The organism is Pantoea sp. MBLJ3 (assembly GCF_000816655.1).
GTDB classification, from domain to species: domain Bacteria; phylum Pseudomonadota; class Gammaproteobacteria; order Enterobacterales; family Enterobacteriaceae; genus Pantoea; species Pantoea eucalypti.
The window spans coordinates 68,092-94,345 of sequence record NZ_JSUT01000010.1; the positions used below are offsets into that span (position 1 = coordinate 68,092).

At 56.0% G+C, this 26,254-nt stretch carries 20 protein-coding genes; 15 read left to right on the forward strand and 5 right to left on the reverse strand.

Annotated elements, in window-relative coordinates; genetic code table 11:
- The first annotated feature begins 13 nt into the window (after positions 1 to 13).
- Positions 14 to 787 (forward strand): FCD domain-containing protein, encoded by a 774-nt coding sequence (locus NP77_RS15135; protein WP_003853961.1) that lies wholly within the window; start codon positions 14 to 16, stop codon positions 785 to 787.
- Complete coding sequence (locus NP77_RS15140; protein ID WP_039660750.1) at positions 784 to 1,236, forward strand: GNAT family N-acetyltransferase; 453 nt, start codon at positions 784 to 786, stop codon at positions 1,234 to 1,236. Before NP77_RS15135 ends, NP77_RS15140 begins: the two co-directional genes overlap by 4 nt.
- Positions 1,237 to 1,276: 40 nt before the next feature.
- Here NP77_RS15140 and NP77_RS15145 read toward each other — a convergent pair whose 3' ends face one another.
- The 4 genes from NP77_RS15145 to mutH all read right to left on the reverse strand — a co-directional run bounded on the left by NP77_RS15145 (position 1,277) and on the right by mutH (position 4,282).
- Positions 1,277 to 2,317 (reverse strand): NADP(H)-dependent aldo-keto reductase, encoded by a 1,041-nt coding sequence (locus tag NP77_RS15145; protein ID WP_003853957.1) that lies wholly within the window; start codon positions 2,315 to 2,317, stop codon positions 1,277 to 1,279.
- Positions 2,318 to 2,457: 140 nt separating this feature from the next.
- Complete coding sequence (locus NP77_RS15150) at positions 2,458 to 2,676, reverse strand: YgdI/YgdR family lipoprotein (RefSeq protein WP_003853956.1); 219 nt, start codon at positions 2,674 to 2,676, stop codon at positions 2,458 to 2,460.
- 118 nt (positions 2,677 to 2,794) lie between these two features.
- A complete protein-coding gene (locus tag NP77_RS15155; RefSeq protein ID WP_003853954.1) occupies positions 2,795 to 3,505 on the reverse strand; it encodes a TerC family protein in 711 nt (236 codons plus the stop codon).
- 99 nt (positions 3,506 to 3,604) lie between these two features.
- The gene (gene mutH / locus NP77_RS15160) at positions 3,605 to 4,282 is read right to left on the reverse strand and encodes a DNA mismatch repair endonuclease MutH (RefSeq protein ID WP_008925657.1); all 678 of its coding nucleotides are present in this window, start codon (positions 4,280 to 4,282) and stop codon (positions 3,605 to 3,607) included.
- Between the two features lie 684 nt (positions 4,283 to 4,966).
- On the opposite strand from mutH, the gene rppH reads away from it, so the two are divergent.
- The 12 genes from rppH to recD all read left to right on the forward strand — a co-directional run bounded on the left by rppH (position 4,967) and on the right by recD (position 23,291).
- A complete protein-coding gene (gene rppH, locus NP77_RS15165; RefSeq protein ID WP_003853952.1) occupies positions 4,967 to 5,494 on the forward strand; it encodes an RNA pyrophosphohydrolase in 528 nt (175 codons plus the stop codon).
- Positions 5,495 to 5,506: 12 nt separating this feature from the next.
- Entirely contained in the window at positions 5,507 to 7,753 is a 2,247-nt protein-coding gene (ptsP, locus tag NP77_RS15170) for a phosphoenolpyruvate--protein phosphotransferase (RefSeq protein WP_003853951.1), read from the forward strand.
- 142 nt (positions 7,754 to 7,895) lie between these two features.
- The gene (lgt, locus tag NP77_RS15175) at positions 7,896 to 8,777 is read left to right on the forward strand and encodes a prolipoprotein diacylglyceryl transferase (RefSeq protein ID WP_003853950.1); all 882 of its coding nucleotides are present in this window, start codon (positions 7,896 to 7,898) and stop codon (positions 8,775 to 8,777) included.
- On the forward strand, positions 8,774 to 9,568 hold the full coding sequence (gene thyA / locus NP77_RS15180; protein WP_008925655.1) for a thymidylate synthase: 795 nt from the start codon (positions 8,774 to 8,776) through the stop codon (positions 9,566 to 9,568). The genes lgt and thyA overlap by 4 nt, the downstream gene beginning before the upstream one ends.
- A gap of 190 nt (positions 9,569 to 9,758) precedes the next feature.
- The gene (locus NP77_RS15185; RefSeq protein ID WP_003853948.1) at positions 9,759 to 10,229 is read left to right on the forward strand and encodes a prepilin-type N-terminal cleavage/methylation domain-containing protein; all 471 of its coding nucleotides are present in this window, start codon (positions 9,759 to 9,761) and stop codon (positions 10,227 to 10,229) included.
- Entirely contained in the window at positions 10,220 to 10,753 is a 534-nt protein-coding gene (locus tag NP77_RS15190) for a prepilin peptidase-dependent protein (RefSeq protein WP_033763051.1), read from the forward strand. Before NP77_RS15185 ends, NP77_RS15190 begins: the two co-directional genes overlap by 10 nt.
- A complete protein-coding gene (locus NP77_RS15195; protein ID WP_033743127.1) occupies positions 10,750 to 11,154 on the forward strand; it encodes a DUF2509 family protein in 405 nt (134 codons plus the stop codon). Before NP77_RS15190 ends, NP77_RS15195 begins: the two co-directional genes overlap by 4 nt.
- On the forward strand, positions 11,105 to 11,440 hold the full coding sequence (locus tag NP77_RS15200) for a prepilin-type N-terminal cleavage/methylation domain-containing protein (protein ID WP_008925652.1): 336 nt from the start codon (positions 11,105 to 11,107) through the stop codon (positions 11,438 to 11,440). The genes NP77_RS15195 and NP77_RS15200 overlap by 50 nt, the downstream gene beginning before the upstream one ends.
- Before the next feature lie 101 nt (positions 11,441 to 11,541).
- Positions 11,542 to 14,919, forward strand: coding sequence for an exodeoxyribonuclease V subunit gamma (gene recC, locus NP77_RS15205; RefSeq protein ID WP_039660754.1), 3,378 nt, complete (start codon positions 11,542 to 11,544; stop codon positions 14,917 to 14,919).
- A 106-nt stretch (positions 14,920 to 15,025) separates the two neighbouring features.
- Positions 15,026 to 17,917, forward strand: a complete 2,892-nt coding sequence (ptrA, locus tag NP77_RS15210; protein WP_008925650.1) for a pitrilysin — start codon at positions 15,026 to 15,028, stop codon at positions 17,915 to 17,917.
- A complete protein-coding gene (gene recB, locus NP77_RS15215; protein ID WP_039660756.1) occupies positions 17,914 to 21,453 on the forward strand; it encodes an exodeoxyribonuclease V subunit beta in 3,540 nt (1,179 codons plus the stop codon). Before ptrA ends, recB begins: the two co-directional genes overlap by 4 nt.
- Positions 21,450 to 23,291, forward strand: coding sequence for an exodeoxyribonuclease V subunit alpha (gene recD, locus NP77_RS15220; RefSeq protein ID WP_039660757.1), 1,842 nt, complete (start codon positions 21,450 to 21,452; stop codon positions 23,289 to 23,291). Before recB ends, recD begins: the two co-directional genes overlap by 4 nt.
- Before the next feature lie 49 nt (positions 23,292 to 23,340).
- Here recD and argA read toward each other — a convergent pair whose 3' ends face one another.
- The gene (gene argA / locus NP77_RS15225; protein WP_003853937.1) at positions 23,341 to 24,669 is read right to left on the reverse strand and encodes an amino-acid N-acetyltransferase; all 1,329 of its coding nucleotides are present in this window, start codon (positions 24,667 to 24,669) and stop codon (positions 23,341 to 23,343) included.
- Positions 24,670 to 24,901: 232 nt separating this feature from the next.
- Between argA and amiC the strand changes: the two genes are divergently transcribed.
- Complete coding sequence (gene amiC / locus NP77_RS15230) at positions 24,902 to 26,146, forward strand: N-acetylmuramoyl-L-alanine amidase AmiC (RefSeq protein ID WP_039660759.1); 1,245 nt, start codon at positions 24,902 to 24,904, stop codon at positions 26,144 to 26,146.
- The last annotated feature ends 108 nt before the right edge of the window (positions 26,147 to 26,254 follow it).

The window sequence follows — 26,254 nt, forward strand, 5'->3', positions numbered from 1 at the left end:
AAAGGGTAAAAGTGTGGACAAAGCCGAAGCGCCGCAAGAAAAAAAGCAGTACCAGGAAATTGGTCAGCACCTGCGTCAGCAGATCAGTGACGGACACTATCCGGTGGGATCGCGCCTGCCGCCTGAACGTCAGCTGGCTGAAACCTGGGGCGTCAGCCGGACCATCGTGCGCGAGGCATTATTGATGCTTGAGCTGGAAGGTACGGTGGATATCCGTCAGAGCTCCGGCGTCTATGTAATGCGTATTCCTTCCGCCAGTGATGATGAAGAAGAGGCCTTTTTCCGCAGCGACGTAGGCCCGTTTGAAATGCTACAGGCGCGTCAGTTGCTGGAGAGCAATATTGCCGCCTTTGCCGCAAAAATGGCGACTAAAGCGGACATTGAAAATCTGCGACGTACGCTGGAACAGGAGCAACGTGCCATCGCCGCCAACGACAGCAGTCAGGACAACGACAAATTGTTTCATCTGCTGCTGGCGGGTGCGAGTCAGAATCAGATGCTGCTCGATACCGTTACCAGTATCTGGCGGCATCACGACAGCAGCCCGCTCTGGCAGCAGCTGCGCCCGCAGTTTGAAACCCGCGCCTATCGCCTGAAGTGGCTCGGCGATCACCAGACTATCCTGGCTGCTCTGCGTCGGCGCGATGTGATGGGGGCGTGGCAGTCGACCTGGCAGCACCTTGAGAATGTCAAAAATACGCTGCTGGAGCTTTCCGACGCCGATGCGCCTGATTTTGATGGCTACCTGTTTGATTCAGTCCCGATCTTTCAGGGGAAACTGATGTGATTGAGATTGTCTCGCTCAGTGATGCCCCACAGTTTGCCGATCAGATTATTGACTGGCAGTGGCGCGCATTTGGTGAAGCCAGTAGCCACGCGTTCTTTGCCAGTGTGGTGAACAGCAGCCTGAACGGTGCTGACTTCCCCGTAACCTTTGTCGCTCTGGAGGCGGGCAGGGCGGTCGGCACTGTAGGATTCTGGCGCTGCGACCTGATCAGCCGTCAGGATCTTTTCCCGTGGCTGGCGGCGCTCTATGTTGATGAGTCGTCGCGCGGCAAAGGTGTCAGCGAGGCGCTGCAGCAGCATGTGATGACTTATGCACAGGCGCGTGGCTATCCACGGTTGTGGTTATGGTCAACGTTTGGGGGCTACTACGAACGGTCTGGCTGGCTGCCCCAGGGAGAGGCGCTGGAGTATCCGGATAAACCAGTAAAACTCTATTATCGCGACCTGTAAAAGAGGCCAGCCGCCAGGGCGGCAGCTGGCAAAGACGCACTTATGGCGCCGGATAGGTATAGCGACGATGAATCGCCTCAATGCCTTCCAGAATCTCGGCATTTAAGGTCAGATTGAAACTGTCGATATTAATCTGCAGCTGTTCAAGCGTGGTGGCACCCAGCAGTGTGCTGGCCACAAACGGCTGCTGACGCACATAGGCTAAAGCCATCTGCGATGGGTCAATCTGATGCTGTTGCGCTAACGCCACATATTCTGCAACGGCCTGCTGTGACTGCTCGCCGCTGTAGCGGGTAAAGCGGCTGAACAACGTGTTACGTGCGCCCGCAGGCTGCGCGCCATTCAGGTATTTGCCACTTAGCGTACCAAACGCCAGGCTGGAATAGGCCAGCAGCTCCACGCCTTCATGCTGGCTGATTTCGGCCAGACCCACTTCAAAGCTGCGGTTCAGCAGGCTGTAGGGGTTCTGAATGCTGACAATGCGCGGCAGCTCATGCTTCTCTGCCAGTTGCAGATAACGCATCACGCCCCATGCCGTTTCATTCGACACGCCAATATAACGAATCTTACCGGCGCGCACCTGTTCGGCCAGCGCTTCCAGCGTCTCCAGCAGTGTGACCTGTGCGGTAGTTTCGCTGTATTGATAGCCAAGCTTGCCAAAAAAGTTGGTCTGACGCTGAGGCCAGTGCAGCTGGTAAAGATCAAGGTAGTCGGTATTCAGGCGCTTCAGACTGGCATCAAGCGCGGCGCGGATATTTTTACGGTCCAGCGCCATATCAGGGCGAATGGACGCATCATTGCCGCGCGACGGTCCGGCGACTTTACTGGCCAGAATGATTTTGTCGCGGCTGCCGCGCTGTTTGAGCCAGCTGCCAATATATTGTTCGGTCAGACCCTGGGTTTCCGGGCGCGGTGGCACCGGATACATCTCGGCAGTATCAATAAAGTTGATGCCGGAACGGAGTGCTAAATCCAGTTGAGCATGGGCGTCGGCTTCGCTGTTCTGTTCGCCAAACGTCATGGTACCCAATCCCAGCTGACTCACTTCCAGCGTGCTGTGAGGAATACGATGATAGTGCATTGCCAGCTTCCTTTTCTTTATGGAATGGAATGTTGTGTTCTCAGGGACTATAGCGCGAGCAATGGCGGGGAAGGAAGGGGGAAAAGTCGGGGAAATCGCCTGCCAGCGGGGAATTGATGGCAGGCGATTAAACAGGGCACTTAACGTTCAATGATTGTTGAAACCTCATCGCTGTTAATCTGCACCATGTGACCCGTCTGATCCGTGTACTCAACCAGACCGGTCTCTTTATCAATGCTTGGCTTACCTTCGGTCATAATCATACGACCATCTTTAGTCGCCATGACATAATCAGAACTGCATCCACTTAAGAATGCTGCGGTTACCATCACCAGTGCTACTCCTGCCAACCCTTTCATCACGCCTTATCCTCACAAATGGTCACGTGCAAACAGTGTAGTAATAAATGTTTTTGCCGGCAGGGTTAATCGCAGAAATCTGAAAGTAACCGGGCGAGCAGGCTCGCCCTTGACTTTATCAGGCGTGCTTTTTCTTACTGCGCATCAGGTTAAGACACTCAACCGCCATCGAGAAGAACATCGCGAAATAAATGTAACCTTTTGGTACATGGACCGCAAAACTCTCCAGAATCAGGGTAAAACCGACCAGAATCAGGAAGGAGAGGGCCAGCATTTTCACCGACGGATGGCGTTCAACAAACTCACCAATGGCGCGCGCGGCGAACATCATCATCAGCACCGCAATGACGACGGCTGCCATCATAATGAACAGATGATCGGAGAGGCCGATAGCGGTGATAACAGAGTCGAGACTGAAAATAATGTCGAGCATCATAATCTGTACAATCGCGCCGAGGAACGAATGAACGCGGGTGTTATGTTCGCCTTCACTGCCTTCGATCGTTTCATGGATTTCCATGCTCGATTTCCACAGCAGAAACAGTCCACCAAACAGCAGAATCAGATCGCGCGCCGAAAACGCATGATCCATCAGCGTAAACAGCGGATTAGTCAGACGGGCAACCCACGCAATAGAGGCCAGCAGGCCAAGACGCATCAGCATCGCGCCCATCAGACCAATGCGACGTGCGCTGGCTTGCTGGTGTTTTGGCAGTTTAGCGACCACCAGCGACAGGAAAATGATGTTATCAATACCCAGCACCACCTCAAGGATGGTCAGGGTGCCCAGCGCCAGCCAGGCGTTGGGATCAGAAATCCACTCAAACATACCGACATTCAATCCTAAACGAAAAGTAAACGGCGATTATACGCATTCAATTCACCGAACTCCCACAAAATTGCGATTAGCCAGCGCGAGTGGCGCGATTCATAAGAGAAAATGCCGCGCCAGCAGTGGCCCGGTGAAGCTTTTTTTAAGGTAGAAGCCGCGCGGTAAGGTCATAATTGGCTGGCCCTGATCGCCAATACCTTCTGTCAGTGCCTTACTGTTGGCGGCTTTCGGGCGGATTTGCAACCAGGCACCATGCCGTGCGGTAATCTGCTCAACGCGTCCCAGTACAATCATATCCATCAACTCTTCCCAGTCCTGACGCAGCATCTCATCTTCTTCTGCATCCGGGCTCCATAACAGCGGCGCGCCCACACGACGTTCCCGCAGCGGAATCTCACGCCCGCCTTCAACCGGAATCCACAATACCCGCGCCAGTTTATGGCGCACATGACTGGTGAGCCAGGTGACGCCGCTGTTGCCGGTCAGCGGGGCGACGCAGACAAAGGTGGTTTCCAGCGGTTTTCCCTGCGCATCAATCGGGATGGTTTTCAGTTCGATACCCAGATGGGCAAAGTCCTGTTCCGCTTTGCTGCCCGCGCTGGCACCAAGATGTAACTCCAGCAGCATGCCGACCCAGCCTTTATCACGTTTAAGATCCGCAGGCATGGGCAGCCCGGCGCGAGCGGCCAGCGTTTCCAGTGTTAAGCCGGCTAAATCCTGCGCACGCGCCAGCAGGCTGGCTTCATCTTCAGGTGGTCCTGGCAGGTAACTCATGTTGATAACTCGCAATGATTAAAATTTATACAGTTGAGGGTGAGGAAATCCTTTCACTAAAATTCACCGCATCAGGGATCGATAATAACATGATAGATCGCACTTTTTTTAACGGATAACCCTTGCGCCATCATCAGGCAGGCATTGTTATCCCAGCTTACGCGCAACAATGAACAGGATCTCCATCCCGGTTATCCACAGAAAAATGGGATAACCCCCGTATTGGTGCGGTACTGGTTCCATTTACAGCCTTGACTTTTCTTTGTCTGAGCATAATTTCGCCGCTCTGACCTAACCCTGAGCGATTATCTGTGGATAAAAAAGGGTGTGGTTATCTTTTAATCAATTGTCAGTTGTCGCGAGAATATTGGCAGTTTATGAAAGTCTCAGGGAGAGCCAGAATGATTTATTTTCATTAAGTATCATAAGGATGCGTTGTTGGATCTTTTGAGTCATTCTGCGAGCAGTGAAAATGTTATTCAGTTAACTCCCGCGTTCTGCACAAAGCTATCCACAGAAAAAGTGAATAAGATCGATCTTTTTCACGCTGTTTGTTTATAACTTTGCCGTTTTCTGTGAGTTATCCCGCATTTGATGGTCTGATACCCCATGAATCCAGTGGTTTACCGCCTGTAAGGAGTGTGAAACAATCAGCCCATTCAAATTTTGCTTTGAGGTAGTCCGGTGATCGATGATGATGGCTACCGCCCGAATGTTGGTATCGTAATCTGTAACCGGCAGGGACAAGTGTTATGGGCCAGGCGCTTTGGACAGCACTCCTGGCAATTTCCTCAGGGAGGCATCAATCCCGGTGAAACCGCAGAACAGGCGATGTATCGCGAACTGTTCGAAGAAGTCGGATTGCATCGGAAAGATGTTCGAATACTTGCCTCTACCCGCAACTGGTTACGTTACAAGTTGCCAAAACGTTTGGTGCGTTGGGACACAAAGCCGGTATGTATCGGCCAGAAACAAAAGTGGTTTCTTCTGCAGTTAATGTGTAATGACGCGGATATCAATGTGCAGCGCAGCAGCACGCCTGAATTTGATGGCTGGCGCTGGGTCAGCTTCTGGTATCCGGTGCGTCAGGTTGTCTCCTTCAAGCGCGATGTTTATCGTCGGGTGATGAAGGAATTCGCTGGCGTGGTGATGTCTATGCAGGAGAGTGCGGGGCAGCGAAATAATCCTGCCCATCGTCGTAAGAGAGGATAGGCCACGCCCTTTATGCTCACTCAGTTGCGTGAAATTGTAGAAAAAGTGGCGAGTGCGCCGCGTCTCAATGAAGCACTCGACATCCTGGTCAATGAGATCTGTCTGGCGATGGATACGGAAGTCTGTTCCGTTTACCTCGCCGACCAGGACCGTCGCTGCTATTACCTTATGGCGACGCGCGGACTCAAAAAACCGCGTGGCCGCACCGTAACGCTGGCTTTTGACGAGGGTATCGTCGGTTTAGTGGGCCGTCTGGCCGAACCAATTAACCTTGCTGACGCCCAAAGCCATCCCAGCTTCAAATATATCCCCGCAGTGAAAGAGGAGCGCTATCGCTCCTTCCTCGGCGTGCCTGTTATCAGCCGCCGCCAGCTCCTTGGCGTGCTGGTGGTGCAGCAGCGCGAACACCGTCAGTTTGATGAAAGCGAAGAGTCGTTTCTGGTCACGCTGGCTACGCAGATGGCGGCTTTGCTGTCGCAATCTCAAATGGGCCAGCTGTTTGGTCAGTTCCGCCAGACCCGGGTGCGTGCGATTGCGGCAGCGCCTGGCGTGGCGGTAGCACCGGGCTGGGTCGATGAGACGCAGCCTCTGCTCGATCAGGTCTCCGCTGCCTCAACGCTGGATGTTCATCGTGAACGTGAGCGTCTGTCGCTCGCCATGAGCGAAGCAACCAATGAATTTCGCCGTTTCAGCAAACGTTTCAGCGCCAGCGCACAAAAAGAGAGCGCGGCCATTTTCGATCTCTACTCTCACCTGTTAACCGATGCCCGTCTGAAGAAAGATCTGTTCGATGAGATCGAGCGTGGATCGGTCGCGGAATGGGCGGTGAAACAGGTGATCGAGAAGTTTGCTGAACAGTTCGCCAGCCTGACTGACAACTACCTGCGTGAACGCGCAGGCGATCTGCGGGTGCTGGGCCAGCGCCTGCTGTTCCACCTCGATGACACCCTGGTCGGCACCAATGCCTGGCCGGAACGCTTTGTGCTGGTGGCCGATGAGCTGACCGCCACGACCTTAGCTGAGCTGCCGCAGGAGCGGCTGGCGGGCGTAGTGGTGCGTGACGGTGCAGCCAACTCCCATGCGGCGATCCTGACCCGCGCGATGGGGATCCCGACAGTCATGGGCGCTGACATCCAGCCTCATCAGCTCAACAAACGCCTGCTGATCGTCGACGGTTATCGCGGTGAGCTGCTGATCGATCCTGAGCCGGTGCTGGTCCAGGAGTATCAGCGGCTGATCAGCGAAGAGAACGCGCTGAGCAAAATGGCGGAAGGCGTGGTCGATCAGCCGGGTGAGCTGAAAAGTGGCGAGCGCGTGCAGGTGATGCTCAACGCTGGCTTAAGCCCGGAACATGAGCAGACGGTGGGCGACTGGGTGGATGGCATCGGTCTCTACCGCACCGAAATCCCGTTTATGCTGCAGAATGGCTTCCCGTCGGAAGAGGAGCAGGTGGCTCAGTATCAGGGTATGTTGCAGCTGTTTCGCAACAAGCCAGTGACGCTGCGAACGCTGGATGTGGGTGCCGATAAACAGCTGCCTTACATGCCGATCAGTGAAGAGAATCCCTGCCTGGGCTGGCGCGGCATTCGCCTGACGCTGGATCAGCCGGAAATCTTCCTGGTGCAGGTACGCGCAATGCTGCGCGCCAACGCCGCCTCTGGCAACCTCAGTATTCTGCTGCCGATGATCAGTCATATCGACGAAATCGATGATGCAAAAGAGCTGATCGATCGCGCCGGTCGCGAAGTGGAAGAGATGCTGGGCTTCCCGATTCCCAGACCGCGAATCGGGATCATGATCGAAGTGCCATCGATGCTGTTTATGATCCCGCATCTGGCGTCACGCGTCGATTTTGTCTCGGTCGGCACCAACGACCTGACGCAGTATCTGCTGGCGGTGGACCGCAATAACACCCGTGTTGCAAACCTTTATGACTCGCTGCATCCGGCGATGCTGCGCGCGCTGAATGCGATTGCACAGGAAGCCCGCCTGGCCAATCTGGAATTGTGCCTGTGTGGTGAAATGGCGGGCGATCCGATGTGTGTCGCACTGCTGGTTGGCCTGGGGTATCACCATCTCAGCATGAACGGTAAAAACGTACCGCGCGTTAAATACCTGCTGCGCCATCTGGATCACGAAGAAGCGCAGAAGCTCAGCGAGCAGGGGATGAAGGCCGACACCGCCACGGAAGTGCGCCATCTGGTCTCGGCCTTTATGGAGCGGCGTGGATTAGGCGGGCTGATTCGCGGTGGTCGTTAGTACCACACCGGCTCAGGCTTTGCGCGTTATCCGCGTTTACATTTGCAAGACAATTCAGAAAACCGGCTGTGCTATTATGCGCAGCCTTAATTTATGTGCCTGACAACGCCCCTTTTCAGGGTTGAAAAATAGACGGTGAATGATGAATAACGGCTATATTGCATTTCCGCAGTTCGATCCAGTGATCTTCTCGCTCGGACCGGTTTCGCTTCACTGGTACGGTCTGATGTATCTGGTGGGCTTTGTTTTCGCCATGTGGCTGGCTGTACGTCGTGCCAATCAGCCTGGCAGCGGCTGGAAAAAAGAGGAAGTTGAGAATCTGCTTTATGCAGGTTTCCTGGGTGTATTCCTGGGCGGACGTATCGGCTATGTGCTTTTCTACAACTTACCGCTGTTTCTGGAAAATCCACTCTATCTGTTTAAAGTCTGGGATGGCGGCATGTCGTTCCACGGTGGCCTGATCGGGGTGATTGTGGTGATGCTGGTCTTTGCCCGCCGTACCAAACGACATTTCTTCCAGGTTGCTGATTTCATTGCGCCGCTGATCCCGTTTGGTCTGGGTGCTGGTCGTCTCGGTAACTTCATTAACGGCGAGCTCTGGGGCCGTGTCGATCCGGGCTTCCGTTACGCTATGCTGTTCCCGGGCTCCCGCAGCGAAGATGTCGCGCTGGCCGCCACCAATCCACAATATCAGGCGCTGCTCAACACCTATGGCGTACTGCCGCGTCATCCTTCCCAGCTCTATGAACTGGCGCTGGAAGGCGTGGTGCTGTTCATCATCCTGAACCTGTTTATCCGTAAGCCACGCCCGATGGGTAGCGTCTCTGGCCTGTTCCTGATTGGTTACGGCGCTTTCCGTATTATCGTTGAGTTCTTCCGCCAGCCGGATGCCCAGCTTGGCCTGTTTGAAGGCGGAATCAGTATGGGACAGATCCTCTCTGTGCCAATGATTGTTGCCGGTATTATTATGATGATCTGGGCGTATCGTCGTCGCCCGCAGCCACAATTTCGCGAGGAAAAATGAAACAGTATCTGGATTTAATGCAACATGTGCTGCACGAAGGCACACCAAAAGCTGACCGTACCGGCACCGGTACGCTTTCAATTTTTGGCCACCAGATGCGTTTCAATCTGCAGGATGGTTTTCCGCTGGTCACCACCAAAAAATGCCATATCCGCTCCATTATTCATGAGCTGCTGTGGTTTCTGAAAGGTGACACCAACATCGCTTATCTCAGGGAAAACAAGGTCTCAATCTGGGATGAGTGGGCGGATGAGAACGGCGATCTCGGCCCGGTCTATGGTAAGCAGTGGCGTAGCTGGGGAACAGCCAGCGGTCAGGAAATTGACCAGTTAAGTCAGGTGATGGAGCAGCTAAAGCGCGATCCTGACTCTCGCCGGATTATCGTGTCAGCCTGGAACGTCGGTGAACTCAGTGAGATGGCGCTGGCTCCCTGCCACGCGTTCTTCCAGTTCTACGTGGCGGACGGCAAGCTCTCCTGCCAGCTTTATCAGCGCTCGTGCGATATCTTCCTGGGCCTGCCGTTTAACATTGCCAGCTATGCGCTGCTGGTGCATATGGTGGCGCAGCAGTGCGATCTGCAGGTGGGCGATTTCGTCTGGACCGGCGGTGATACGCACCTCTACAGCAACCATCTGGAACAGGCGCGTCTGCAGCTGACTCGTGAGCCACGTCCGCTGCCAAAACTTGTTATCAAACGCAAACCGGCATCACTGTTTGATTATCAGTTCGACGATTTCGAGATTGAAGGCTACGATCCCCATCCTGCGATCAAAGCCCCTGTCGCTGTCTGATTTGCGATAGATAGAAAATAACGCCCTGGCAACCTCGCCGGGGCTTTTTTTGCCTGCAAACCGGCAAATCTGCGGCACCGCTCGTTCTTTTTTGCCACTGTCTGCTGATGGGGCATATTCTCTGCAATGCGCTTTCCAGTCTGCTAAAACACGCCTTGTTTCAGCTTTTTGTACCCCGCACTCTGCGGTGATGAAAACAGCATACTTACGTGGTTTTACTCTGCCGGAACTGCTGCTGGTGATGGTCATTGCTGGCATGCTGAGTCTTGCTGCGATGAATGGCTGGCAGCGCTGGCAACAGCGGCAGGCGCTACTTGACAGCGCTCAGCAACTGCAGGGATTCCTGCTACGGCTGCGCGCCCAGGCCAACCGGCAGAATAGCGACCTGGTGCTATGGTCACAGCCTGGCGAGCCCTGGTGTATCGGTGCCGGAAGCCGCCCTGTGACGGGTTGCGGTCACGGGAAACGGCTGCATTTCATCGCGCCGCACCCGGATGTTGTGCTCTATGGCATCCGGGGTGAACCGGGTTTCTATGGCCGCCGCAATGTCGCCAGAGCGGGCAGCATTGAACTGGGAAATCGCGCCGGACGCATACGTCTGATTATCTCAGCCAGAGCCCGTATTCGCCTCTGCATGATCGATGAGGAAACATGCCGTTGAAAATCGCAGGATTCAGCCTGCTGGAGATGCTGATCGCCATGGCAATCAGCGCCGTCATCATGCTCAGTGTTGGCCGTTTTCTGCCATTGCTGCTGGCAGAGAACGCTGGCGTGCTGCAACGGGCACAGCTGCGTCAGGAGTTACAGCAGATGATGGCAACGCTGGAAAAGTCGGTGCGGCGTGCGGGTTATTGTCACGGTGAGTGTGGCAAGGAGGCACTGAAAATCAGTGAAAATTGCCTGCTGCTGCGCTGGGATGAAAACAGCAACGGTCAATGGGAAGGGGTAAGCCATGCAGAGAGTGACTATTACGGTTATCGCCTGCGACAACAGCAGCTTGAGATGCAGCGTGGTGTTGAGCAGTGTCAGTCAGCAGGCTGGGAGCGGCTCTCCGATCCCGCGTTTATGACGCTGGAGCAGTTCAGCGTGAGCCAGCAGGGCAGGCAGGTCAGGATAGTGTTGCAGGGTCGGGCTGGTCGCTGGCTTGAAACCGTGGAGAGCTGGATTGAGGGAGAGAACCTGTGAAGCAGCGAGGCAGCAGCGCCATGGGCATGGTGTTAATGATTATGGTCATCGGGAGTTTTACGCTGCACGCCAGCCGAAAGATGTCAGAGCAGGGAATGCGACTGCTGGCCGATGAGCAGCAGTTTGTGCAGGATTTCTGGCGGGCGCAGTCGGCGCTGCAATGGGGTTTATCCCTGAACTGGCCAGCCAGTGAGGCGGCCCGCTGTCAGCAGGATGATCGCCAGGGCTGGCGCAGCTGTTTACAACGAGGAGAAAAGGATGAAGGTCTGCTTAAAGGTGAGGCAAGCGGCAGTGGCATGGCGGTCTGGCATTGGGTCCGGCTACAGGGCAATCAGATTACCGCGTTGCCGCATGGCTGGATCGACTATTGCCCGCTCACGCCTCTGGCAGCCTGTTTGTAAGCGCGATGGATTCAGCCTGCCGGAAGTGTTGTTTGCTCTGCTGTTAATGGCATTAAGCAGCAGCACCCTGTTGCACTATCATCGCGCACTGGCAGTGGGATTCAGCCAGCAATGGTATCAGCGTGAGGCATGGCGGGTTGCTGAGCAACGTCTGGCAGGGCATGAAGTGGCAGGCTGGAAATCCACGCTGCAAGAGCAGAGCAGTCCCTCAGGCTGCACTCTGGAGCGGGCTGACGTAACGGGGCCTTATCAGCGTAGTGCCAGCCTGACACGCCTGCGTTGTTAAACGTCGCGGGTCGCCCTTTTGATGGGTTTCAACGGCGATACGCGGTAAAGTGAGAGTGCCGCAATACCGCAGTCATGTTCTGAGTTATCACAGGAGTTTTCATGTTTCACGTTTATCACTCAAATCAGCTTGATGTTCTGAAAATTCTGGCGGCTGCGGTGATTAAACATGATCCTCTTGATGATCCTTTCGCCTCAGAAATGGTGCTGGTGCAGAGCCCGGGGATGGCGCAGTGGCTGCAAATGGAGCTGGCGCAAACCTTTGGTATTGCGGCCAATATCGAATTCCCGCTGCCTGCCAGTTTTATCTGGGAGATGTTCGTCCGCGTTCTGCCTGATGTTCCGGTTGAAAGTGCCTTCAGTAAGGCCAGCATGGGCTGGAAGCTGATGCACCGGCTGCCGGTGATGCTGGAGCAGGAAGAGTTCACCTCTTTACGCCACTATCTCCATGACGACGGGGATAAGCGAAAGCTGTTTCAGCTCAGCGCCCGCGTAGCCGATCTGTTCGACCAGTATCTGGTCTATCGCGCCGACTGGCTCAATAGCTGGGAGCGTGGCGAAACCATTGAGGGGCTGGGCGAGGCGCAGCGCTGGCAGGCCGCACTGTGGCGCGATCTGGTGAGTTATACCCAGGCGCTGGGGCAGCCTGAATGGCACCGTGCCAACCTCTATTCACGATTTATCCAGACGCTTGAGCAGGCGAAAAGCACGCCGGAAAATCTGCCCAAACGCGTCTTCATCTGTGGCATCTCTGCGCTGCCGCCGGTTTACCTGCAGGCGTTGCAGGCGCTGGGACGGCACATCGACATCCATCTGCTGTTCACCAATCCCTGCCGCGATTACTGGGGCGACATTCAGGACTATGCGTTTCTGGCAAAACTGCAAAGCCGTCAGCGCCGACGTCATGGTGCTGATGAATCTCGCGGACTCTTCCGGGATGCAGAGCAGGCACCCGCGCTGTTTAACGACGCGGGTGAACAGCAGCTGACCAATCCGTTGCTCGCCTCATGGGGCAAGCTGGGGCGCGATAACCTGTTTCTGCTCAGTCAAATGGACTCTAACGACGATATCGATGCGTTTGTGGATGTCGAGCCAGACAACCTGCTGCACTGCATGCAGCACGATCTTCTCAATCTGCAGGATAACGCCGTTATCGGCTTGAATGCGGCGGAACTGGCGCACAGCGATCAGAAGCGCTGCCTGGATCCGGCGGATCGCTCAATTGCGGTGCAGGTCTGTCACAGCGCCCAGCGTGAAGTTGAAGTATTGCAGGATCATCTGCTGGCGATGATGGAGGCCGATCCGACGCTGAAAGCGCGTGACATCATCGTCATGGTGGCGGATATCGACGCCTACGCCCCGTTTATTCAGGCTGTGTTCGCCAACGCCCCTGCCAATCGCTACCTGCCGTTTGCCATTTCAGATCGCCGTGCCAGTCAGGCGCATCCGGCCATTGTCGCGTTTCTTCATCTGCTGGCACTGCCGGACAGCCGTTTTGTTTCAGAGGATGTACTGGCGCTACTGGATGTTCCGGCGCTGGCCTCCCACTTCGCCATTGATGAAAGCGGCCTGCGCTTACTGCGGCGCTGGGTCAGCGAATCGGGTGTGCGCTGGGGGCTGGATGATGCCAGTGTTGAAGCCCTTTCACTTCCTGTCACCGGGCAGCACACCTGGCGTTTTGGCCTGCAGCGTATGCTGCTGGGCTATGCGATGGAGAGCCACAATGGAGACTGGGAGGGGATTCTGCCTTATGACGAGTCGGGCGGTCTGGCAGGCGAACTGGCGGGCCATCTGGCAGAGCTGCTCTCCCGGCTTAATCACTGGCGACAGCGGCTGGCTGAACCGCGGCCACTGGCGGCCTGGCTGCCCCTGTGCCGGGAACTGCTGAACGCCTTTTTCAGCCCCGATGCAGAAACCGAGGCCGCCTTGCTGCTGGTGGAAGAGCAGTGGCAGCAATTGATTGAATATGGCATGGATGCACGGTTTGAAGAGGCGATTCCGGTGGCGCTGTTGCGCGATGATCTGCGTAGCCGGCTTGATCAGCAACGCATCAGCCAGCGATTCCTGGCAGGACAGATTAACTTCTGTACCCTGATGCCGATGCGCTCCATCCCTTTTCAGCTGGTCTGTTTGCTGGGCATGAATGACGGCGTCTATCCGCGCACCCTGGCGCCATTAGGCTTTGATCTGATGCAGCAACAGTCCCGCAAAGGCGATCGCAGTCGCCGCGATGATGACCGCTACCTCTTCCTGGAAGCGATGATTTCGGCACAGCGGCAGCTCTATATCAGCTACATCGGCCGGGCGATTCAGGATAATACGGAACGCTACCCTTCGGTGCTGGTCACAGAATTACTGGAGTACATCGGACAAAGTTTTTATCTGGACGGTGATGGGCACCTTGAGCTGGATGAAAGTGCTGAACGGGTGCGGATGCATTTGCAGCACCTGCACAGCCGGATGCCCTTTGCTGCGGAGAACTTTAAGCCCGCGGCCAGACTGCAGAGTTTCGCGCGTGAATGGCTGCCTGCCGCGCAGGGAATGGGGCAGCCCCAGCCCGATTTTGTTCAGCCACTTGAGGCGCCGGTAACGGATGCGTTGACACTGGAGGCGCTTCTGCGCTTCTGGCGGCATCCGGTGCGTGCCTGGTTTCATCAGCGGCTTGGCGTGAGCTTCTGGCTGGAGGAGGACGAACTGCCTGACAGCGAGCCGTTTGCGCTCGACAACCTGGAACGTTATCAGATCAACGCACAATTGCTGAATGCTCTGGTCGAAGGCGAGGATACGCAGCGGCTCTATACATACCATCGTGCGGCCGGCAATCTGCCTTATGGCGCCTTCGGTGAGCTGTTCTGGCAGGCGCAGCGTGATGAGATGCAGGAAGTGGCGGCAGAAGTCGTGACGCAACGCAGCGACGGCGAGAGCTGGGAAGTGAATCTGCAACTTGAGCAGGTCAGCTTAACCGGCTGGCTGACACAGGTGCAGGGTGATGGATTACTGCGCTGGCGACCTGGCGTGCTCAATATGAACGACGGACTGCTGCTCTGGCTGGAGCACCTGGTTTACTGCGCGCTGGGAGGCACCGGCAGCAGCCGGATGTTTGGCCGGCAGCAAAGCCGCTGGTGTTTCCTTGCCGTACCGCAACAAGAGGCGATCGCTGCCCTGAATGAGTATGTCGCTGGCTATCTTGCCGGTATGCGTCAGCCGCTGATGCTGCTCAACAGGAGCGGCGGCGCATGGCTCACCGCCAGCTATGACAAAAAAAGTCAGCAGTTGCTGACTGATGAGGCGACTCAGCTCAAGGCGCGCAATCGCCTGCTGACGGCCTGGTCTGGCAACTATCAGGTTGAGGGTGAAGGCAGCGATCCCTATCTGCAACGTCTTTGCCGGGTACTGGATGTGCCACAATTACAACAGATAACTGAGGCGGCACAGCGCTGGTATTTACCGGTGCTGGCTGCACATCAGGATGATGAATAGCCATCAGAAAGCGTTTTGCTAACTGATTCATTACACAGCAATTTTGCTCTGCTTTGAGCCGCCGCGTCCGATATTGGCGGCTTATCGGGAAATGAAAGGGGTTTACATGCGGGTACACGCACGCTGGATAGCGGCGCTAATGTTAAGCCTGGTGGCTTGCACGGCACAGGCGCAGACATCTTCAGGCTGGCAGCCAGTTAACGACACCATTCACAAAAGTGAACAGGATCCTCGTCATTATCAGGCTATCCGGCTGGACAACGGGATGACGGTGTTACTGGTTTCCGATCCTGTGGCGCCGAAATCGCTGGCGGCGCTGACGCTGCCGATAGGATCGCTGGACGATCCCGATCAGCAGGCGGGGCTGGCTCACTACCTTGAGCATATGGTGCTGATGGGCTCAAAACATTATCCGCAACCCGACAATCTGGCTGAATTCCTGAAAAAGCATGGCGGCAGCCACAACGCCAGCACGGCCTCTTACCGCACCGCTTTTTATCTTGAAGTGGAAAACGATTCGCTGGAGCCTGCGGTAGATCGCCTGGCGGATGCCGTGGCCGAGCCGCTGCTGGATCCGGTTAATGCCGACCGTGAGCGCCATGCTGTGAATGCGGAACTGACCATGGCCCGCTCGCGTGATGGCCTGCGTATGGCACAGGTCGGTGCTGAAACCCTGAACCCGGCACATCCGGCATCACGTTTCTCGGGCGGCAATCTTGAAACCCTGAAAGATAAACCCGGCAGCAAACTGCACCAGGCGCTGCTCGATTTTTACCATACTCATTACTCCGCCAACCTGATGAAGGCGGTGATCTACAGCAATAAACCGCTGCCGGAAATGGCGTCAATTGCAGCTAAAACCTTTGGGCGGGTACAAAATCATAATGCCAGCGTGCCAGACATTACGGTGCCGGTGGTGACCGATGCCCAGCAGGGCGTCATTATTCATTACGTTCCTGCACAGCCGCGCAAGCAGCTTAAAATTGAGTTCCGCATTGCCAACAACAGCGATCGCTTCCGCAGTAAAACCGACACGCTGATTAGCTACTTAATCAGTAATCGCAGTAAAAACACGCTCACCGACTGGCTGCAAAAACAGGGACTGGCTGATGGAGTGAATGCAGGCGCGGACCCAATGACCGAGCGTAATAGCGGCGTGTTTGCTATTACCGTCTCACTCACGGATAAAGGCCTGGCACAGCGTGATGACGTGGTGGCGGCGATCTTCAGCTACATCAATCTGCTGCGTCAGCAGGGCGATGATAAGCGTTATTTCGACGAAGTTTCACACGTGCTGGCACTCGACTTCCGCTACCCCTCTATTACCCGCGATATGGATTATATTGAATGGCTGGTTGATACCATGCTGCGCGTGCCGGTGGAAGATACGCTGGATGCACCTTATCTGGCGGATCAGTACGATGCCGCGGCGATCAAATCCCGGCTTGAAGAGATGACCCCGCAGCATGCGCGAATCTGGTACATCAGTCCGCAGGAGCCGCACAATAAAACCGCCTATTTTGTGGAAGCGCCTTATCAGGTTGAGAAGATCACGCCACAAACGTTTGCCGACTGGCAGCAGCGCGCCAGTCAGATTTCGTTGGCGATGCCGGTGCTGAACCCCTATATCCCGGATGACTTCACCCTGTTGCCATCAGACGGTAAAACGTATCAGCATCCGGTGAAGCTGGATAACGAAGATGGTATGCGCATTTACTGGATGCCCAGCCGCTATTATGCCAGCGAGCCCAAAGCCGCCATAACCCTCGCGTTACGTAACCGGCATGCTATCAGCGATGCCCGTCAGCAGGTGCTGTTTGGCCTCAATGACTACCTCTCAAGTCTGGCACTGGACACGTTAAACTCACAGGCCTCGGTGGGCGGCATCAGCTTCTCAACTGGTGAGGATGACGGGCTGGTGTTCAGCGCCAGTGGCTTTACTCAACGCCTGCCCACGCTGCTGAAGAAACTGGTAGAAGGTTATGCCACCTTCCAGCCGACAGAACAGCAGCTGGCGCAGGCTAAATCCTGGTATCTGGAGCGGCTGGACGCGGCGGAGAAAGGCAAGGCGTTTGAACAGGCGATTCAGCCGATGCAGTTGCTCTCACAGTTGCCTTATACCCAGCGCGAAACCCGTCGCAAGCTGGTGAGCACGCTCACACTGAAGGATGTAACGACCTATCGCGACTCGCTGTTCCGCGACGCGACCCCGGAGATGCTGGTGGTGGGTAATCTCAGTGCGGAGAGTGTGAAGCAACTGGGACATGAGCTTAAACAGCAGGTGCAGAGTAATGCGACCCGCGACTGGCACAGCCAGTATGTGGCCATTAAAAAACCGATGAAAGCCAACCTGCAACAGCAGGGCAGCAGCACTGACTCCGCCCTTGCCGCGCTCTATGTTCCACTGGGATACAGCGAATATCAGAGCATGGCGCACAGTTCTATGCTGAGTCAGATTGTGCAGCCCTGGTTCTACAATCAGTTGCGCACCAAAGAGCAGCTCGGTTATGCCGTCTTTGCCTTCCAGATGCCAGTGGGCCGTCAGTGGGGCATCGGTTTCCTGCTGCAGAGTAATAGCAAGCAACCGGGCTGGCTATTGCAGCGCTATCAGGCCTTCTATCCGCAGGCAGAAAAGCGTCTTCGCAGCATGAGTCAGGCAGACTTTGTTCAGTATCAGCAGGCGATGATCAATGATTTGCAGCAGCGTCCTCAGACGCTCTTTGAGGAAGCGGACCGTTATAGCCGCGACTTTGATCGACAGAATGATCTGTTTAACACCCGGCAAAAAATGGCCGAGCAGGTGGCGCGCTTAACCCCGGCCAGCCTGGCTGACTTTTTCCGGCAGGCGGTGATCGAACACAAGGGCATGGTGATGACGTCACAGATTGCCGGCACCGGCAACGGCAAGGTTGAATTTGCCCGCCAGCCTGGCTGGAAAACCTGGAAAGAACTGGCGAAACTGCAGCAGTCGCTGCCGGTTAAGAGTGAGACCCAATGACGCAGTTACCGCCCGTATCGCTGAATCCCTTAACGCTGCCGCTCAGAGGCGAGCGGCTGATTGAGGCATCAGCAGGCACCGGAAAAACCTTTACCATTGGTCTGCTCTATCTGCGCCTGCTGCTGGGGCTCGGCGGCGAAAACGCGTATAGCCGGCCACTCTCGGTAGAAGAAATTTTAGTGGTGACCTTCACCGAGGCCGCGACGGCGGAGTTACGCGGCCGCATCCGCGAAAATATTCATCAGCTGCGGCTGGCCTGTATTCGCGGCGAAAGCCGCAATCCGATGCACCAGTTGCTGCTGGCGCAGATGCCCGATCTGAGTCAGGCCGCTGCGCAGCTGCTGGCGGCCGAACGCCAGATGGATGAAGCCGCCATCTTCACCATTCACGGCTTCTGTCAGCGAATGCTGAATCTCAACGCGTTTGAATCGGGCATGCTATTCGAGCAGGAGTTGATAGAAGATGAACAGGCACTGCTCAAGCAGTCCACTGCCGATTTCTGGCGGCGTCAGTGCTATCCACTCAGTCTGGATGTGGCACGGATTATCGCCGCAGAGTGGAGCGGACCCGACAGCCTGCTGACGACACTGCGCCCCTGGCTACAGGGTGAGTCGCCAGTGCTCAAACGGCCGCCCGCTGCCGATGAGGATCTGGCGTCACGTCACGCCCGCAATCTGGCGCGCATCAACGCCATGAAGCAGCAGTGGCAGGCGCTGAGCGCCGATGTTGAAGGGATGATCAGCGCATCTGGCGTTGATAAGCGTAGCTACAACAGTAAACACCTGCCCAACTGGGTCGCCCGCGTCACGCAGTGGGCCAGCAGCGAAACGCGTGATTATCAGCTGCCTAAAGAGCTGGCGCGTTTTGGACAGCAGGTGCTTGATGAGAAAACGAAAAAGGGTGAGGCCCCGCGCCATGCGCTGTTTGAGGCTGTTGATCAGTTTCTGGCAGAACCGCTGTCGCTGCGGGATGTGATCATTGCGCAGGCGCTGACCGATGTACGAGCCACAGTTCAGCGCGAGAAACGGTTACGTGCGCTGTTAGGTTTCGATGACCTGCTCAGTAAGCTGGATGAAGCGTTGCAGCAGCCGGGCGGCGTGTTGCTGGCTGAAACTATCCGGGCGCGTTTCCCGGTGGCACTGATTGATGAATTTCAGGATACCGATCCACAGCAGTATCGCATCTTCCGTACGCTCTATATTAATCAGCCAGAACAGGCGCTGTTTCTGATCGGCGACCCCAAGCAGGCCATCTATGCCTTTCGCGGAGCGGATATTTTTACCTACTTGCGGGCCAGAAACGAAGTCAGTGCTCACTACACTCTTGATACTAACTGGCGCTCTTCACCTGAGATGGTCGAGAGCGTTAACCGCCTCTTTTCTCAGATCGATTCGCCTTTTCTGTTCTCGGCGATCCCCTTTCAGCCGGTAATGCCCGCTGCGCCCAACCAGTCACTGAAGCTGATTTTTGACGAGCAGCAGCAACCGGCGTTACGGTTCTGGCTGCAGCCCGGTGAGGGCGTCGGCAACAGCGATTACCAGCAGTTTATGGCGCAACAGTGTGCGGCGGATATCAGCCGCTGGCTGGTGGCCGGACAGCAGGGACGTGCCTGTCTGGGCAAAGGCGACGCGCTACAGCCGGTGCGGGCTTCTGATATTACCGTGCTGGTGCGCAGCCGCAATGAGGCTGGTTTGATTCGCGACGCGCTGAATGCGTTGTCAATTCCCTCAGTCTATCTCTCCAGCCGGGACAGCGTTTACACCACGCCGGAAGCGCGCGAATTACTCTGGTTACTTCAGGCGATTCAGGCTCCTGAACAGGAACGGCTGCTGCGTAGCGCACTGGCGACCTCTATTTTTGCTATTGATGCCGCGACGCTGGATGCGCTGACACAGAATGAACGCGAGTGGGATGCGCTGGTGGAGCAGTTTGCCGTCTGGCAGCAGTTGTGGCACCAGCACGGCGTTTTACCGATGCTGCGTGATGTCATGATCAAGCGGCAGCTGGCGGAAAATATGCTGGCCTCAGAGAACGGGGAACGTCGCCTGACGGACCTGATGCATCTGGGTGAACTGCTGCAGGAAGCCTCAGTACAGCTGGAGAGTCCTCACGCCCTGGTGCGTTTTCTGGCGCAGCAGATTGCCCGACCAAACAGCCAGGCCGCCAGCCAGCAGCTGCGTCTGGAAAGCGACCGCCATCTGGTGCAAATCGTCACCATCCACAAATCGAAAGGGCTGCAGTATCCCCTGGTATGGCTGCCGTTTGCTGCCGGATTCCGCGAGGCGGCCAGCGCGCTTTATCACGATCGTGACAACTTCATGGCGCTGCTTGATGTGCAGGGCGATGCACAGAGTCTGGCGTTAGCCGAAGAGGAGCGTCTGGCGGAAGATTTGCGTCTGCTCTATGTGGCGCTGACCCGCTCGATCTATCACTGCAGCGTCGGCATTGCACCGCTGATTAAAGGCACCCGAAAAAAAGAGGGCGAAAGCGATCTGCACAAAAGCGCGCTCGGGTATCTGGTGCAGCAGGGTGAGGCGGCGGATGCGCAGCAGCTCAGCCAGAAACTGAATGCGCTGACCGGTGAGGGGATTGCGCTGGTTGAAGCCGATCTGATGCCGGGAGAAAGGTGGCAGGACGCTGAGCACGGCAATGAGGTATTGAGCAGTCGCGACGTGACCCGCGCACTGGCGGATGCCTGGCGGGTCACCAGCTATTCCGGCCTGCAACAGCATCACAGCTCGTCACTTCTTGATGCATTGCCAAACTTCGATATTGATGCGGCGGGCGAGGACGAGAGTGGTGAAGAGGCTGCATTGACACCGCACCATTTTCCGCGCGGTGCGGCGCCGGGCACCTTCCTGCACGGTTTGTTTGAGTCGATCGACTTTACCGAACTGCCGGATCGCGTCTGGCTGGAGGATCAGCTGCAGCATAATGGCTATCCGTCAGACTGGTTACCGGTCCTGGAACAGTGGATTGAGCGGGTATTGCATACGCCGCTTAACGCGGAAGGGCTGACGCTATCGGCAATTAAAAGCAGCGAACGACTGATCGAAATGGAGTTCTATTTGCCGATCAACAATCTGCTGACGGCGGCCGATCTTGACGATCTGCTGCGCCAGCACGACAGCCTCTCTCTGCAGGCCGCCCCGCTGGATTTTCGTCAGGTGCGCGGCATGCTCAAGGGTTTTATCGATCTGGTATTCCGCTGGCAGGGAAAATATTATCTGCTCGATTACAAATCGAACTGGCTGGGCGATAGCCATGCCGCTTACACACCCGAGGCGATGGCGCAGGCCATGATCGGCCACCGTTATGATCTGCAATACCAGCTCTATACGCTGGCGCTGCATCGCTATCTGCAACATCGCCTGCCGGACTACCACTATGAGCAACATTTTGGCGGCGTCTTTTATCTGTTTTTACGCGGGATGGACGGCAGCTCGCCGGACAACGGCATTTTTGCCACCCGACCTGGCGAAGCCTTTGTGGAAGCGATCGATGCACTGTTTGGTGAAACCGGAGAGGTGTTATGAGTGACATGCTGAGTCTGCTGCAGCAGGCAGTAGAGAAGCGTCTCCTGCGCCCGCTCGATATTCAGTTTGCACAACTCGTGGTGCCGGAATCACAGCCTGCGCGGCTGCTCGCTGCCGCCTGCGTCAGCGCTGAGGCAGGTGAAGGGCACGTCTGTTTTCCGCTGAGCAATCTCTGTGAGGCGCACCTGTTTGCCGGACGTCAGCCTGCGCTGGCCCAGGCGATCTGGCAGGCTGCTGGCGCGCCGGATGACTGGTTATCACACTTCGCTGACTGGCCGGCGGTGAGTGATGGAAGCCGGGTGACACCACTGGTGCTCAGCAACCAGCGTTTATATCTGCATCGGCTTTGGCAAAGCGAAGGCCGCGTTGTCGATTTTTTTGCTGCCCATGAAGTGAAAACCGCGTTTGATATCCGTGCCGCAGGAGATGTCCTTAACAGCCTGTTTGACGACCAGCCAGAGAACTGGCAGAAAATTGCTGCAGCAGTGGCGCTGACCCGCAAAACAGCAGTCATTTCCGGCGGGCCAGGCACAGGCAAAACCACCACCGTAGCGAAACTGCTCGCCGCCCTGATTCGCCTGAATCCGGGCGCGCTGCGCATCCAGCTGGCGGCACCGACGGGCAAAGCTGCCGCGCGGCTGACCGAGTCACTGGGCAGGGCACTGCAGGATCTGGCCGTCAGCGACGAAGAACGGCAGCGTTTTCCTGCCGAAGCCACTACGCTGCATCGCCTGCTGGGCGCTCAGCCGGATACCCAGCGGCTACGCTACCATGCCGGTAATCCGCTGCATCTGGATGTGCTGGTTGTCGATGAAGCGTCGATGGTCGATCTCTCAATGATGGCAAAACTGATCGCCGCGCTGCCTGCCCATGCCCGCGTGGTGTTTCTGGGCGATCGCGATCAGCTGGCCTCTGTTGAAGCCGGTGCGGTGCTGGGCGATATCTGCCGCTGCACGGAAAGCGGCTACAGCCTGGCGCGGGCAGAACAGCTCGCCCTGCTGACCGGCTGCACGTTACAGGGCAGTGATGATGCGCAGGCACCGGCAGTGCGCGACAGCATCTGCCTGCTGCAAAAGAGTTATCGGTTTGACGCCGCATCCGGCATCGGCCAGCTGGCAAAAGCGATTAATCAGGGTGATGCCGACCAGGTCAGAGCGGTGTTTGCAGCGGCCCATAAAGATGTCAGTTACCAGCCGCTGAACAGCGCGGAAGCGTATCAGGGGATGCTGGACGAAGTCGCACAGGGCTACCAGCCCTTCCTGCAGCTCATCAGGCAGCACGCACCACCCGCTGAGATCATAACCGCTTTTGGTCGTTATCAGCTGTTGTGCGCGTTACGTGACGGACCCTTTGGCGTTCAGGGTCTGAACCAGCGTATTGAGCAGCGACTGATGCAACTGCAGCGCATCCGGCGTCCTGGCATGGGTAGCCGCTGGTATGAAGGTCGTCCGGTGATGATTACCCGAAACGACAGCGCACTCGGCCTGTTTAATGGCGATATCGGCATTACGCTGCGGGATGAAGAGGGCAACCTGAAAGTCTTTTTCCCGCTACCCGATGGGTCGATCAAGGCAATTCAGCCGAGCCGGTTGCCTTCACATGAAACCGCCTGGGTGATGACGGTGCATAAATCGCAGGGGTCGGAGTTTGATCACACCGCGCTTGTGATGCCCACGCAGTTGCTGCCGGTTCTGACCCGTGAACTGGTCTATACCGCGATTACCCGTGCGCGTAAACAACTGACTATTTACAGTGAACCTGGCGTGTTTCAGCGTGCCGTGCAGCAGCAAACGCAGCGGCGCAGCGGTCTGGTAGAGCGACTGGCGGAAACGCGCTGAGAAGAGAGGGACAGATCACGATGTGGGTGATTGTCCCTTCTGCGGTGAATCAGGTGAGGTCGGCCATCAGCACTTTTGAACGGCGCTGATAGTTATACATCTCTTTTTTACTTTCGGGCAGTGACTCAATATCAACCGGCGTAAAGCCGCGCTCCTGGAACCAGTGGATACTGCGGGTGGTCAACACAAACAGCTTTTCCAGTCCCATCTGCTTTGCCTGCAACGCCACGCGCTGCAACAGCATCTCTCCGCGTGAGGAGCTGCGATAATCAGGATGAACCGCCACACAGGCCATCTCGCCAATCTTCTCATCCATAAACGGATAGAGTGCGGCACAGGCGATGGTCAGATTGTCGCGCTGAATAATCGTGAACTTATCGATCTCCATTTCCAGCTGCTCGCGAGAGCGACGCACCAGAATGCCCTGTTGCTCCAGCGGCCGGATCAGTTCGAGGATGCCGCCGATATCGTTGATATTGGCGCGGCGGATCTGCTCTGCCGACTCCATAACGATCTGCGTGCCGATACCGTCGCGTGAGAAAAGTTCCTGCAACAGCGCGCCATCTTCCTGATAGCTGATTAAATGGCTGCGGCGCACACCACTTCGGCAGGCCTTCACCGCGCCACGCAGAAAGCGGACCGTGCCGGAAAGATAATCGCCTTCCTTTTCAATCTCGTCGATACGGGCCTGCGCATCATTCGGGAACAGCTCAGAGATGATTTCACCTTCGCTATTCAGGACGCCTTGCTCAGAGCAGAAGCCGATCATTTTTTCCGCTTTCAGCTTAATCGCCAGCTGCGTGGCCACTTCTTCCGAGGTGAGGTTGAAGCTCTCGCCCGTAACAGACACCGCCACTGGGCCCATCAGCACAATGGCATCGTTATCCAGCTGGCGATGAATCGCCTCTTCATCGATACGACGGATACGCCCGCTATGGCAGTAATCCACGCCATCATCCACGCCCAGCGGCTGTGAAATAATGAAGTTGCCGCTGACCACATTGATATGTGCGCCCTGCAGCGGGGTGTTGTTGAGACTCATAGAGAGGCGGGCAGTGATATCCAGCTGCAGCCGGCCGGCGGCCTGTTTGACCAGCTCCAGCGATTGCGCGTCGGTCACCCGGGTAAATTTATGATAAACCGGCTCCAGCTGCTGCTGCGCCAGGCTGGCATCAATCTGCGGTCGGGCACCATAAACCACCACCAGGCGGATGCCCAGGCTGTGCAGCAGGCCGATGTCATTAACGATGCCAGAGAAGTTCTCATGCTCAATCGCTTCGCCACCCAGCATGATGACAAAGGTTTTACCCCGGTGGGCATTGATATAGGGAACGGTATGGCGAAAACCCTGAACCAGTTCGGTACTACGTTCCTTCACGGCCAACCCTCAGTGAATGTTTATTCGTATTTTTTGTATTTTTATGCTTTTACGTTCTGTTTTGCAAGTCTTAATCCTGACGAAAATTTACGTTTTTATGGGTGTCAAAGCCGCTAACAGCCTGCATTATTTAGGGTTTCCGGGGTGACATCATGCTACGGATTGGATAAAGTTTTCGCCGCCATTTTATTAACTGGCGCTTTTTTAGACATAACACAGCAGCTGGAGCGGCATGTCAGACGTTAATTCCCATTTTTCACGCAGACGATTTTTACAGGGGACGGGCGCCTTACTGCTGTTAAGCGTCAGCCGCACAGGACTGGCGGCAAAAAACCACATTGTGGCGGTGCGTATCTGGCCCTCATCCACTTACTCGCGGATGACGCTGGAGTCAAACGTCGCGCTGAAATACAAGCAGTTTGCGCTGAGCAATCCCGAACGGCTCGTAATAGATATTCAGGGCCTGCATCTCAATTCGGCCCTGAAAGGGGTGGATAAGCAGGTACGGGTCGACGATCCTTTTATTAAAAATGCCCGGGTCGGCCAGTTCGACAGCAATACAGTGCGCGTCGTTCTGGAGTTAAAGCGCAACGTTGCGCCAAAGATTTTTAACCTTTCGCCGGTCGCCGGGATCAATCACCGGCTGGTGGTCGACCTCTATCCGAGTCAGAACCCGATAGAAGATGATCCTCTTCTGGCCCTGCTGAAAGACTATAACCAGGGTGATCTGGAGAAAGATGAAGGCGTGCAGGCACCCTTGCCAGGTAAAGCGGGGCGCGATCGTCCGATCATTATCATGATCGATCCCGGTCACGGCGGGGAAGATCCGGGTGCGCACGGCAAATATAAGACCCGCGAGAAGGATATTGTGCTGAAGATTGGACGGCGGCTCAAAGCGCTGATCGACAAAGAGTCCAATATGAAAGCCTATATGACGCGTAATGAAGATGTCTTTATTCCGCTGCGCGTCAGGGTTGCGAAAGCCCGAAAACAGCGCGCTGATCTTTTTGTCTCGATCCATGCGGATGCCTTTACCAGCCGTGCAGCTCGCGGCTCGTCAGTGTTTGCCTTATCAACCAGCGGTGCGACCTCGGCGGCAGCCCGTTTCCTGGCGCAGACCCAGAATGAATCCGATCTGATTGGTGGCGTCAGCAAAAGCGGCGACCGCTATCTTGATCACACCATGTTCGATATGGTGCAGCGCCAGACGATTCATGACAGCCTGAAGTTTGGGCAAGAGGTGCTGCATCGCATGGGGCGCATCAATCATCTGCACAAACGTACCGTGGATCAGGCTGGATTTGCGGTGCTGAAAGCCCCGGATATCCCGTCTATTCTGGTCGAGACCGCGTTTATCAGTAATGTGGAAGAGGAGCGTAAGTTGCGAACCACCCGCTATCAGCATCAGGTTGCGGAGGCGATTCTGGACGGCATTAAGGCTTATGTGAAGAGTGGGGCGGCGCTGGCCCATCGGTAACGGTTTGCGGGTAGTTACGGCTATCCGTGCACTTTTCAGGGCAGGAGAGAGACTAACGAGGTTTCAGGAACGTCAGAAACAAAAAAACACCCTTTCAGGTGTTTAAAT

Bases quoted from the DNA above. Each gene is read 5' to 3' on its own strand.
- recD (WP_039660757.1), top strand. From the start codon at position 21,450: ATGAGTGACATGCTGAGTCTGCTGCAGCAGGCAGTAGAGAAGCGTCTC.
- amiC (WP_039660759.1), top strand. From the start codon at position 24,902: ATGTCAGACGTTAATTCCCATTTTTCACGCAGACGATTTTTACAGGGG.
- recC (WP_039660754.1), top strand. From the start codon at position 11,542: ATGTTTCACGTTTATCACTCAAATCAGCTTGATGTTCTGAAAATTCTG.
- NP77_RS15145 (WP_003853957.1), bottom strand. From the start codon at position 2,317: ATGCACTATCATCGTATTCCTCACAGCACGCTGGAAGTGAGTCAGCTG.
- thyA (WP_008925655.1), top strand. From the start codon at position 8,774: ATGAAACAGTATCTGGATTTAATGCAACATGTGCTGCACGAAGGCACA.
- ptrA (WP_008925650.1), top strand. From the start codon at position 15,026: ATGCGGGTACACGCACGCTGGATAGCGGCGCTAATGTTAAGCCTGGTG.
- NP77_RS15200 (WP_008925652.1), top strand. From the start codon at position 11,105: ATGGCTGGATCGACTATTGCCCGCTCACGCCTCTGGCAGCCTGTTTGT.
- NP77_RS15190 (WP_033763051.1), top strand. From the start codon at position 10,220: ATGCCGTTGAAAATCGCAGGATTCAGCCTGCTGGAGATGCTGATCGCC.
- mutH (WP_008925657.1), bottom strand. From the start codon at position 4,282: ATGAGTTACCTGCCAGGACCACCTGAAGATGAAGCCAGCCTGCTGGCG.
- NP77_RS15150 (WP_003853956.1), bottom strand. From the start codon at position 2,676: ATGAAAGGGTTGGCAGGAGTAGCACTGGTGATGGTAACCGCAGCATTC.
- NP77_RS15155 (WP_003853954.1), bottom strand. From the start codon at position 3,505: ATGTTTGAGTGGATTTCTGATCCCAACGCCTGGCTGGCGCTGGGCACC.
- ptsP (WP_003853951.1), top strand. From the start codon at position 5,507: ATGCTCACTCAGTTGCGTGAAATTGTAGAAAAAGTGGCGAGTGCGCCG.
- lgt (WP_003853950.1), top strand. From the start codon at position 7,896: ATGAATAACGGCTATATTGCATTTCCGCAGTTCGATCCAGTGATCTTC.
- NP77_RS15185 (WP_003853948.1), top strand. From the start codon at position 9,759: ATGAAAACAGCATACTTACGTGGTTTTACTCTGCCGGAACTGCTGCTG.
- recB (WP_039660756.1), top strand. From the start codon at position 17,914: ATGACGCAGTTACCGCCCGTATCGCTGAATCCCTTAACGCTGCCGCTC.